Origin of the sequence: Streptomyces sioyaensis (assembly GCF_004122735.1) — a bacterium.
Taxonomy (GTDB): domain Bacteria; phylum Actinomycetota; class Actinomycetes; order Streptomycetales; family Streptomycetaceae; genus Streptomyces; species Streptomyces sioyaensis.
Window position 1 is genome coordinate 1 of sequence record NZ_SDIF01000169.1, and the last position, 10499, is coordinate 10499.

10 protein-coding genes and 1 riboswitch are annotated in these 10499 nt (G+C 68.9%); of the genes, 9 read left to right on the forward strand and 1 reads right to left on the reverse strand.

Annotated features, from left to right (window positions below; all coding sequences use genetic code 11):
• The 3 genes from EST54_RS31305 to EST54_RS31315 form a co-directional block, all read left to right on the forward strand.
• Window positions 1-570 (forward strand): cbb3-type cytochrome c oxidase subunit I (locus tag EST54_RS31305; RefSeq protein ID WP_174857552.1); only part of this gene is annotated, 570 nt, incomplete at its 5' end.
• Complete coding sequence (locus tag EST54_RS31310; protein ID WP_129251081.1) at window positions 567-965, forward strand: cytochrome c oxidase subunit 4; 399 nt, start codon at window positions 567-569, stop codon at window positions 963-965. The genes EST54_RS31305 and EST54_RS31310, both read left to right, overlap by 4 nt.
• A gap of 134 nt (window positions 966-1099) precedes the next feature.
• Window positions 1100-2374 (forward strand): L,D-transpeptidase, encoded by a 1275-nt coding sequence (locus tag EST54_RS31315; protein ID WP_174857553.1) that lies wholly within the window; start codon window positions 1100-1102, stop codon window positions 2372-2374.
• 19 nt (window positions 2375-2393) lie between these two features.
• Here EST54_RS31315 and EST54_RS31320 read toward each other — a convergent pair whose 3' ends face one another.
• Window positions 2394-2795 carry a hypothetical protein gene (locus EST54_RS31320; RefSeq protein WP_006606087.1) on the reverse strand — a complete coding sequence of 134 codons (402 nt, stop codon included), beginning with the start codon at window positions 2793-2795 and terminating at the stop codon, window positions 2394-2396.
• Window positions 2796-3058: 263 nt separating this feature from the next.
• Here EST54_RS31320 and ctaE point away from each other — a divergent pair, with 263 nt between their 5' ends.
• The 6 genes from ctaE (at window position 3059) to EST54_RS31350 (ending at window position 10242) form a co-directional block, all read left to right on the forward strand.
• Window positions 3059-3679, forward strand: a complete 621-nt coding sequence (gene ctaE / locus EST54_RS31325; protein WP_006606088.1) for an aa3-type cytochrome oxidase subunit III — start codon at window positions 3059-3061, stop codon at window positions 3677-3679.
• Window positions 3680-3763: 84 nt separating this feature from the next.
• Window positions 3764-4573, forward strand: a complete 810-nt coding sequence (gene qcrC, locus EST54_RS31330) for a cytochrome bc1 complex diheme cytochrome c subunit (protein WP_129251082.1) — start codon at window positions 3764-3766, stop codon at window positions 4571-4573.
• On the forward strand, window positions 4570-5634 hold the full coding sequence (qcrA, locus tag EST54_RS31335) for a cytochrome bc1 complex Rieske iron-sulfur subunit (RefSeq protein ID WP_129251083.1): 1065 nt from the start codon (window positions 4570-4572) through the stop codon (window positions 5632-5634). Before qcrC ends, qcrA begins: the two co-directional genes overlap by 4 nt.
• Entirely contained in the window at window positions 5631-7268 is a 1638-nt protein-coding gene (gene qcrB, locus EST54_RS31340) for a cytochrome bc1 complex cytochrome b subunit (protein ID WP_129251084.1), read from the forward strand. Before qcrA ends, qcrB begins: the two co-directional genes overlap by 4 nt.
• A 138-nt stretch (window positions 7269-7406) precedes the next feature.
• Complete coding sequence (gene trpD / locus EST54_RS31345; RefSeq protein WP_129251085.1) at window positions 7407-8471, forward strand: anthranilate phosphoribosyltransferase; 1065 nt, start codon at window positions 7407-7409, stop codon at window positions 8469-8471.
• A gap of 91 nt (window positions 8472-8562) precedes the next feature.
• A riboswitch (SAM riboswitch) is annotated at window positions 8563-8680 on the forward strand.
• Between the two features lie 170 nt (window positions 8681-8850).
• Complete coding sequence (locus tag EST54_RS31350; RefSeq protein WP_129251086.1) at window positions 8851-10242, forward strand: aminotransferase class V-fold PLP-dependent enzyme; 1392 nt, start codon at window positions 8851-8853, stop codon at window positions 10240-10242.
• The last annotated feature ends 257 nt before the right edge of the window (window positions 10243-10499 follow it).

Here is a 10499-nt window from a genome sequence, read left to right on the forward strand (position 1 = left end):
GTCTCCGACTCGTACTTCGTGGTGGCGCACTTCCATTACGTGGTCTTCGGTACGGTCGTCTTCGCGATGTTCGCCGGGTTCCACTTCTGGTGGCCGAAGATGACCGGCAAGATGCTGGACGAGCGGCTCGGGAAGATCACCTTCTGGACGCTGTTCGTGGGCTTCCACGGCACCTTCCTCGTCCAGCACTGGCTGGGCGCCGAGGGCATGCCGCGGCGTTACGCGGACTACCTCGCGGCCGACGGCTTCACGACGCTGAACACCATCTCGACGATCAGCTCGTTCCTGCTGGGCCTGTCGATCCTGCCGTTCCTCTACAACGTCTGGAAGACGTCGAAGTACGGCGAGAAGATCGAGGTCGACGACCCGTGGGGCTACGGCCGCTCGCTGGAGTGGGCGACGTCCTGCCCGCCGCCGCGGCACAACTTCCTCACCCTGCCGCGTATTCGGTCCGAATCCCCGGCCTTCGACCTGCACCACCCGGAGATCGCAGCCCTTGACGCGCTGCACAACGGCCACGGCACCGAGGACGACAAGGCCCTCGCCGGCGGCAAGGAGGCGGGCAAGTGAAGATCCAGGGCAAGATGTTCATCTGGCTCTCCGTCTTCGTCCTCGTCATGGCGATCGTCTATGGCCTGTGGTCGAAGGAGCCGGCGGGCACCACCGCGCTGTTCCTCGCCTTCGGCCTGTGCATCATGGTCGGCTACTACCTGGCCTTCACGGCCCGGCGGGTCGACGCGGGCGCACAGGACAACGAGAACGCCGAGGTCTCGGACGACGCCGGCGAGCTGGGCTTCTTCAGCCCGCACAGCTGGCAGCCGCTGTCCCTGGCCTTCGGCGGCGCGCTCGCCTTCCTGGGCGTCGTCTTCGGCTGGTGGCTGCTGTACTTCTCGCTGCCGGTGATCTTCGTCGGACTCTTCGGCTGGGTCTTCGAGTACTACCACGGTGAGAACCGCACGCAGTAAGCACGCGCACTGCCGTACGGCGGGCCCGGACACCCCCTCAGGGTGTCCGGGCCCGCCGCGTTTCAGGGCCGGGGACAGACCCGTTTGCAGTCCTCCAGCGCGCTGGGCCAGGTGATTCTTCATATTTTTGGGGCATGAGTCACAGACCTCGAACCCGGACGGTGCTGAGCTGCGGCCTCCTGCTCGTGCCCCTTGCGGTGAGCGCCACCGCGTGCGGGGGCTCGGATTCGGAAGCGCTCTCCGCCGCTCCCTACGACGCGGCCGACCAGATCACGGCCAACACCCCCGACGGCACGAAGAAGGCGGACCCCGACAAGCCGCTTGAGGTGTCCGTCAAGGGGGACGACGCGCGGATCACCGACGTGACCGCCACCGACTCCACCGGCCGCTTCGTCCGCGGCGAGCTGAGCGCCGACGGCAGGCGCTGGCGTACCACGGTGCCCCTGGCCGCCGGCAGCCGCTACACGGTGCGGGTGAGCACCGAGGACGAGGACGGTGCGCCCGGCCGCAAGACGCTCACGGTCCACACCGCGGACGCCGACGGCCAGTTGACCGCGGTCTTCGGGCCGGAGGGCGGCGAGTACGGCGTCGGCCAGCCGGTCACCGCCGAGCTGAGCCGGCCGGTCAAGGACCAGAAGCAGCGGGCCATCGTCGAGAGCGCCCTGAAGGTCGATTCCATGCCGCGGGTCGAGGGCGCCTGGCACTGGGTGGACGGCAAGAAGCTGCACTTCCGCCCGAAGGAGTACTGGCCCGCCCACGCCACCATCTCGGTGCACAGCAACCTGGCCGGCCTGAAGATCGCCAAGGGGCTCTACGGCGGCCCGTCCAAGCCGCTGCGGCTCACCACCGGCGACCGGGTGGAGGCCATCACCGACGCGGCGGCACACCACATGACGGTGCTGCGCAACGGTGAGGAGATCAACACCATCCCCGTGACCACCGGCAAGCCCGGTTTCTCCACCCGTAACGGCGTCAAGGTCGTCCTCGGCAAGGAGAGCTTCGTGCGGATGCGCAGCTCGACCGTCGGCATCGCCGCCGGCAGCTCGGACTCCTACGACCTGCCGGTCTACTGGGCCACCCGGGTGACCTGGAGCGGGGAGTACGTGCACGCCGCACCCTGGTCCGTCGGATCCCAGGGCGCGGCGAACGTCAGCCACGGCTGTACGGGCATGTCCACCGGCAACGCCCAGTGGTTCTTCAACCACGTCCGGGTCGGCGACATCGTCAAGGTCGTCAACAGCGGCGGCGAGACCATGACGCCGTTCGACAACGGCTTCGGCGACTGGAACATGCCCTGGCAGGAATGGCGGGCCGGCAGCGCGCTGAAGAACAAGGCCTCCAGCACCACAGGAAGCGCCGAGCGCGAGCAGAACCCCGCCGACGACGCCCGGCTGCGCCCGACCTTCTGAGCGCCGCCCAGCAGGCCGCTCAGGCCTGTACGAGGCGCCTGCGGCGCAGCAGGCCGGCCAGGGCGTCGGCGAAGGCGACCGGGTCCAGCGGGTGGGTCACCGCGGCGTCCGCACGGCTCCAGGTCGCCAGCCAGGCGTCCTGGGGGCGGCCGATCAGCAGCAGCACCGGCGGGCACTGGAAGATCTCGTCCTTGATCTGCCGGCAGACGCCCATGCCGCCCGCGGGGGCGGTCTCGCCGTCCAGCACACAGACATCGATGCCGCCCTGCTCCAGCGCCGTGAGCACGGCCGGTGCGGTGGCGCACTCCAGGATCTCGATCTGCGGGGCATCGGCGGCGGGGCGCCGTCCGGCCGCCAGCCGGACCTGCTCGCGGGTGCCTGCGTTGTCGCTGTAGACCAGCACCGTGGCAGTCGCCTGCATCGTTCCTCCACGCTTCGTAGCGGCACAGCATCGGGTGGGGCGGATGCTACTCCCGCGGCGGGTGCTTACAGGAGGGTTCGGACGGATCCGGGATCTTCCCGACGGACAGTCAGGAGCGGTCCCGGCGGGGCCCGGGCATCGTGTCCCGGCCGCTGCGTCCCTCCTTCGAGCGATCGCCGAAATCGGCCGTACGAGCAGGGCATACGCCCTTGACACACCGAACGGTACCCCCCGGAGTGAGGGCGGGATAAGCGACCGACATAATGTCGGTCGTGGCGACAGCAACGACAGTAGAAACCGGGCACGCGCACCCGTCGGTCAATCGGCCGAACCTCACCAGCGTCGGAACCATCATCTGGCTGAGTTCCGAGCTGATGTTCTTCGCGGCCCTCTTCGCGATGTACTTCACCCTTCGATCGGTGACCGGCGAGGCGTATTGGAAGGAATCCGCCAGTGCGCTGAATCTTCCGTTCTCCGCGACCAACACCACGATCCTGGTGCTCAGCTCGCTGACCTGCCAGCTCGGCGTATTCGCCGCCGAGCGTGGCGACGTCAAGAAGCTCCGGGCCTGGTTCGTGGTCACCTTCATCATGGGTGCGATCTTCATCGGCGGTCAGGTCTTCGAGTACACCGAGCTGGTCAAGCACGAGGGCCTGTCGCTCTCGTCCGGCCCCTACGGCTCGGTGTTCTACCTGACCACCGGCTTCCACGGACTGCATGTGACAGGCGGTCTGATCGCCTTCCTGCTGGTCCTGGGCAGGACGTACGCGGCCAAGAGGTTCACCCACACGCAGGCCACCGCGGCCATCGTCGTGTCCTACTACTGGCACTTCGTCGATGTCGTCTGGATCGGCCTCTTCGCCACGATCTACCTGATCCGGTAACCGGTACGGGGCCTTGCCGGGCCCGCATATCAGACAGACATAGCCAAAGCATCGACGCAGAAGATCCTGACACCGGGGTAATCCGTGAAAAAGCTCTCCGCACGACGGCGCCATCCGCTGGCGGCGCTCGTCGTCCTACTCCTCGCGCTGGCGGTCACTGGGGGGCTGTACGCCGCGTTCGCGCCGGCGGACAAGGCTCAGGCCGATGACACCGCCCAGTCTCTTGCCATCAAGGAGGGCAAGAAGCTCTTCGCCGTGGGCTGCGCAAGCTGCCACGGCACCGGCGGTCAGGGCACCTCCGACGGCCCGAGCCTGGTCGGCGTGGGCGCCGCCGCCGTCGACTTCCAGGTCGGCACCGGCCGTATGCCCGCCCAGCAGCCCGGCGCCCAGGTGCCGCGGAAGCGGAACATCTACACCAACGCCCAGATCGACCAGCTTGCGGCCTATGTCGCGTCGCTGGGTGCCGGCCCGACCGTTCCGGAGAAGTCGCAGTACAGCTCCGACGGCGCCAACATCGGCAAGGGCGGCGAGCTGTTCCGCACCAACTGCGCGCAGTGCCACAACTTCACCGGTAAGGGCGGCGCCCTCACCAACGGCAAGTTCGCACCGACGCTTGAGGGCGTGGACCCGAAGCACATCTACGAGGCCATGGAGACCGGCCCGCAGAACATGCCCTCCTTCGGTGACGGCTCGCTGTCGAAGCAGAACAAGAAGGACATCATCGCGTACCTCGGCGCCGTCAACGGCGATGAATCGGAGAGCCCCGGCGGCCTCGACCTCGGTGGTCTCGGTCCGGTCAGTGAGGGTCTCTTCGGTTACATCTTCGGCCTGGGCGCGCTGATCGCGGTCGCCATCTGGGTCGCAGCCCGGACTACGAAGGCCAAGAAGTCATGAGTGAGACTGGACGACACGAAGACGTGCCAGAAGAAACCCTTCCCGGTGAGCGGGAGACGGCTCACGAAGGTGCGGTGATCACGGCGGAGAACCCGTTCGCCGACCCGGGTCTGCCGCCCCACGAGCACCGTGCCCAGGACATCGACGAGCGGGCCGCCAAGCGCTCCGAGCGCACCGTGGCCCTCCTCTTCGTCGTGTCGATGATCGCCACGGTCGCCTTCATCGCCTCGTACGTGGCGATCCCGATCGACAAGATCGTCTACATCTGGCCGATCGGCCACATCAGCGCGCTGAACTTCGCGCTGGGTCTGACCCTCGGTGCGGCGCTCTTCTGCATCGGCGCCGGCGCGGTCCACTGGGCCCGCACGCTGATGTCGGACGAGGAGGTCGCCGACGAGCGCCACCCGATCGAGGCGACCCCTGAGGTCAAGGCCAAGGTCATGGCGGACTTCGCGGACGGTGCGAAGGAGTCGCAGATCGGCCGCCGCAAGCTGGTCCGCAACACGATGTTCGGCGCGCTGGCCCTGGTGCCGCTCTCCGGCGTCGTCCTGCTGCGCGACCTCGGGCCGCTGCCCGGCACCAAGCTGCGGACGACGAACTGGAAGAAGGGCGTCCGGCTCGTCAACGCGTCCACCAACCTCCCGCTGCGTCCCGAGGACATCGCCGTCGGCTCGCTCACCTTCGCCAAGCCCGAGGGCCTGGAGGAGGACGACGAGGAGTTCGCGGAGAAGATCGCCAAGGACGCCCTGATGCTCGTGCGGATCCAGCCGCAGAACATCAAGGACAAGCACGAGCTGTCCTGGTCGCACGAGGGCATCGTGGCGTACTCCAAGATCTGCACCCACGTGGGCTGCCCGATCAGCCTGTACGAGCAGCAGACGCACCATGTGCTCTGCCCCTGCCACCAGTCGACCTTCGACCTCTCTGACGGTGGTCGGGTGATCTTCGGTCCGGCCGGTCACGCCCTGCCGCAGCTGCACATCACGGAGAAGGACGGCTTCCTGGAGGCCGCAAGCGGCTTCGGGGAGCCCGTCGGCCCGAGCTTCTGGGAGCGCGGATGAGTAACGAGACGAGCGCGACCACCACGCGCCGTGGCCCGGCGCCACGGGGCGAGCGGATCGCCGACTGGGCGGACGGCAGGCTGGGCATCTACAGCCTCGCCAAGTCCAACATGCGCAAGATCTTCCCGGACCACTGGTCCTTCATGCTGGGCGAGGTCGCGCTTTACAGCTTCATCATCATCATCCTGACCGGTGTCTATCTGACGCTGTTCTTCCACCCGAGCATGGCCGAGGTGACCTATCACGGTTCCTATGTGCCCATGCAGGGAATCCGGATGACGCAGGCCTTTGAGTCGACGCTGAACATCAGCTTCGACGTGCGTGGTGGTCTGCTGATCCGCCAGATCCACCACTGGGCCGCGCTGGTCTTCCTGGCCGCGATGATGGTCCACATGATGCGGGTGTTCTTCACCGGCGCCTTCCGCAAGCCGCGTGAGGTCAACTGGCTGTTCGGCTTCCTGCTGTTCGTGCTGGGCATGTTCACCGGCTTCACCGGCTACTCGCTCCCCGACGACCTGCTCTCCGGCACCGGCGTGCGGTTCATCGAGGGCGTCATCCTGGCGATGCCGCTGGTCGGTTCGTACCTGCAGTTCTTCATCTTCGGCGGGGAGTTCCCGGGGCACGACATCATCCCGCGGTTCTTCACGGTGCACGTGCTGCTGCTGCCGGGCATCATGCTCGGCCTGCTGGTGGCGCACCTGATCCTGGTCTTCTACCACAAGCACACCCAGTTCCCGGGTGCCGGCAAGACCAACAACAACGTCGTGGGCATGCCGCTGCTGCCGGTCTACATGGCCAAGGCCGGAGGCTTCTTCTTCCTGGTCTTCGGTGTGATCGCGGCGATCGCCGCGATCGCCAGCATCAACCCGGTGTGGGCCATCGGCCCGTACCGCCCCGACCAGGTGTCCACCGGCGCCCAGCCCGACTGGTACATGGGCTTCGCCGAGGGTCTGGTGCGTGTCATGCCGGGCTGGGAGTGGAACTTCTGGGGCCACACCCTCAACTTCGGCGTGCTGATCCCGATCCTGGTCTTCCCGCTGGTCCTGGTCGCCATCGCGGTCTACCCGTTCGTGGAGTCCTGGGTCCGCGGCGACAAGCGCGAGCACCACATCCTGGACCGCCCGCGCAACGTCCCGACCCGTACGGGCTTCGGTGTCGCCTGGCTGATCGCGTACTTCGTGATGCTGATCGGTGGCGGCAACGACCTGTGGGCGACGCACTTCCACCTGTCGATCAACTCGATCACCTGGTTCGTCCGGATCGCGTTCTTCGTCGGACCGGTGCTGGGCTTCATCGCCACCAAGCGGATCTGCCTGGGTCTGCAGCGGCGCGACAAGGACAAGGTGCTGCACGGCCGCGAGTCCGGCATCATCAAGCGCCTGCCGCACGGCGAGTTCATCGAGGTCCACGAGCCGCTCGACCAGGAGCAGCTGCACCTCCTCACCCAGCACGAGCAGCCCGAGCCGCTCGAACTGGGTCCGGAGGTCGACGAGAACGGCGTGGAGCGCAAGCTCTCGCGTGCGCAGAAGCTGCGCGCCAAGCTCTCCAAGAGCTACTACGGCGAGGACAGCGTCATCGCCAAGCCCACGGTCGAGGAGTACAAGGAGATCACCAGCGGCCACGGCCACCACTGATCACCGCGGCGCCTCGTAGCGCACCGTAGGGAGCACGCCACCCAGAGGGCCCCGTCCAAGCGGACGGGGCCCTCCGGCGTGTCCGGCGGGTCGATAGGGTGAACGACAGAAGCAGGAGACAAACCAGGAGTGTGGACCATGAGCGTTGCGACCCCCTTTGGCGGCGACAGCGTGGCGGCCCAGACCTGGCCGGGCCTCCTGAACGCCCTGCTCGACGGCCGTGACCTCACCGCGGACGACACCGCATGGGCGATGGACAAGATCATGCGGGGCGAGGCCGGCGACGCCCAGATCGCCGGTTTCGCGGTGGCCCTGCGCGCCAAGGGCGAGACCGTCGCCGAGATCTCCGGCCTGGTGCGCACCATGTACGCGCACGCCCGGCTGATCGAGGTGCCCGGCCCGAGCGTGGACATCGTCGGCACCGGCGGCGACGGTGCCAAGACCGTCAACATCTCCACGATGTCCTCGATCGTGGTGGCCGGCACCGGCGCCAAGGTCGTCAAGCACGGCAACCGCGCCGCGTCCTCGGCCAGCGGCGCCTCCGACGTCCTGGAGAAGCTCGGCGTCAACCTCGATCTCACCCCGCGACGGGTCGTCGAGGTCGCCGAGGAAGCAGGGATCACCTTCTGCTTCGCGGTGAAGTTCCACCCCTCGCTGCGGCACGTCGCCAACGCCCGGGGCCAGCTCGGCATCCGCACCACGTTCAACGTGCTGGGCCCGCTGACCAACCCCGCGAAGGTCCGCGCCCAGGCCACCGGCGTCGCGGACGCCCGGATGGCGCCCATCCTGGCCGGAGTGCTCGCCGAGCGCGGCTCCTCCGCGCTGGTGTTCCGCGGCGACGACGGCCTGGACGAGCTGACCACGACCGCGACCTCGCGGGTGTGGATCGTCCGGGACGGCACGGTGCGCGAGGAGGCCTTCGATCCGCGGGACGTGGGGATCGACCTGGTGCCGGTGGAGGCGCTGCGCGGCGCGGACGCCTCGTACAACGCGGAGGTCGCGCGCCGGCTGCTGGACGGGGAGACCGGGCCGGTACGCGACGCGGTGCTGCTGAACTCCGCGGCGGCGCTGGTCGCCCTGGAGCCCACCGATGCCCCGCTGGCGGACCAGATCCGGGCCGGGATCGTCACCGCCGCCGCCTCGATCGACTCCGGGCAGGCCAAGCGGGCGCTGGAGCGCTGGGTGGCGGCCAGCAACGCCTGAGCGCACGGTCACCCAGGGTGTGACGCAAGGCCCGTTCCGTCATGTGGACCGGGCCTTGCGGCGCACCGGCGGTATGGCATGATTCTGCGCAGGTCACGAGTGACAGCGACACAGGCCCCGGCCCGCTGTCCGGCAACCCTCCTTCCGTGGCGGGGTGCCCCGGGTGATGACCAGGCCGCAGGCAGCGAGGTCTGCGGCAAGCGCGGATCCCTCGCCAGGGATCCTGGTCCCCGAGGGAGAACTTCCGTGAATCAGCGAATGCGATAGGGCTCGACGGCCCCTTCTCCGCATCCCTTTTTCCTTTCCGCCGCGGTGCCCCGGCGCGCCCTTCCGCGCCCCCGCCCGCAGCGAATTCGCTTACCTCTTACGGGAGTTCGCCATGTCTGTTGCCGCCGTTGCCGCCGACCGTTCCGTTTGTGCCCCGCTGCCGGTTCTCGGCCGGGATGTCCGCGTCCCGCTCGTGACCGGCGGCGAGGTCGACTACGCCGCACTGGACTACGCCGCCAGCGCCCCCGCCCTCCAGCGCGTCTGGGACGACGTCGCCGCCTACGCCCCGTACTACGGCAGCGTCCACCGCGGCGCCGGATACCTCTCGCAGCTGTCCACCGACCTCTTCGAGAACAGCCGCCGGACGATCGCCGACTTCCTCGGCTGCCGCGCCGACGACCAGGTGGTCTTCACCCGCTCCACCACCGATTCGCTCAACCTCCTCGCCGCCGCGCTCCCGCAGGACACCCGGGTGTTCGTCTTCGAGACCGAGCACCACGCCTCGCTGCTGCCGTGGGAGCAGCGCGCGGATGTCGACGTGACCTACCTCGACGCCCCGCGCACCCCGCAGCAGGCGGTGGACACCCTGGAGAAGGCGCTGGCCGAGCGCGAGCCCTACGGTCCCGCGCTGGTCTGTGTGACGGGCGCGTCCAACGTGACCGGTGAGCTGTGGCCGGTGCGGGAGCTGGCGGCCGCGGCACATGCGCACGGCGCCCGGATCGTCCTCGACGCGGCGCAGCTCGTCCCGCACCACCCCGTGGACCTCGCCGAGCTGGACGCCGACTGGGTCGCCTTCTCCGGCCACAAGCTGTACGCGCCGTTCGGCGCCGGTGTGCTGGCCGGCCGCGCGGACTGGTTGCAGGCTGCCGCACCGTACCTGGCGGGCGGCGGCGCCAGCCGCAAGGTCACCCGACGCGTGAGCGGGGACGGGGCCGGCGGAGTGGACGTCGAGTGGCACACCACCGCGGCCCGGCACGAGGCCGGTTCGCCGAACGTCATCGGTGCCTACGCGATCGCCTCCGCCTGCCGGGCCCTGACCGAGGCCGGTTTCCCGGAGCTGATCGCCCGTGAGCAGGAGCTGATCGACCGCGTCACGGCGGGCCTGGCCGAGGTGCCCGAGGTCCAGGTGCTCTCCCTCTTCGGCGCGGACGCCGCCCGGGTGGGCGTGCTGTCGTTCGTCGTCGAGGGCTGGAACAGCTCGCACTTCGCCGCGGCGCTGTCGGCGGAGTACGGCATCGGCGTCCGCGACGGCCTGTTCTGCGCCCACCCGCTGGTACGGACCCTGCTGGGCAGCGAGCCGCAGGACCCCGGGGAGTGCGGCGCCCCGGAGGCAGCCCCCGGCGAGCGCTCGCTGAACGCCATCCGCGTCAGCTTTGGCGTTGGCACGCCGGATGAGCACGTCGAACGCTTTCTCCGCGCGGTCAAGGAACTGGTGACGGACGGCGCACGCTGGAACTACCACACAGAGGACGGCCGTTGCGTTCCCGCGCGTAGCGCGGGTTGATTCCCACGTTGTCGGCTGTCCCGCCGTACGTTTTGCGGTGCGCCGCACGTTGTCGGCTTTCCCGCCGTGCGCCGTCTCGCCGTTGCGCCTGCGGCGGGCTGGTTGCCGCTGCGCTGGCTGTTCGGCTGCGGGACCGGCCCTCCGGACTCCGTCCTGCGGTCCGCCCCCTCCCGTTGGGGGTGGGAGAAGACCGGTGGGGGCGGGCCTCGTCCCTCGACTGCACGCAGACGACGGCCGGGGCCCGCCCCCACCGGCCT

Bases quoted from the DNA above. Each gene is read 5' to 3' on its own strand.
- EST54_RS31350 (WP_129251086.1), top strand. From the start codon at position 8,851: ATGTCTGTTGCCGCCGTTGCCGCCGACCGTTCCGTTTGTGCCCCGCTG.
- qcrB (WP_129251084.1), top strand. From the start codon at position 5,631: ATGAGTAACGAGACGAGCGCGACCACCACGCGCCGTGGCCCGGCGCCA.
- qcrA (WP_129251083.1), top strand. From the start codon at position 4,570: ATGAGTGAGACTGGACGACACGAAGACGTGCCAGAAGAAACCCTTCCC.
- EST54_RS31320 (WP_006606087.1), bottom strand. From the start codon at position 2,795: ATGCAGGCGACTGCCACGGTGCTGGTCTACAGCGACAACGCAGGCACC.
- ctaE (WP_006606088.1), top strand. From the start codon at position 3,059: ATGTCGGTCGTGGCGACAGCAACGACAGTAGAAACCGGGCACGCGCAC.
- trpD (WP_129251085.1), top strand. From the start codon at position 7,407: ATGAGCGTTGCGACCCCCTTTGGCGGCGACAGCGTGGCGGCCCAGACC.
- EST54_RS31315 (WP_174857553.1), top strand. From the start codon at position 1,100: ATGAGTCACAGACCTCGAACCCGGACGGTGCTGAGCTGCGGCCTCCTG.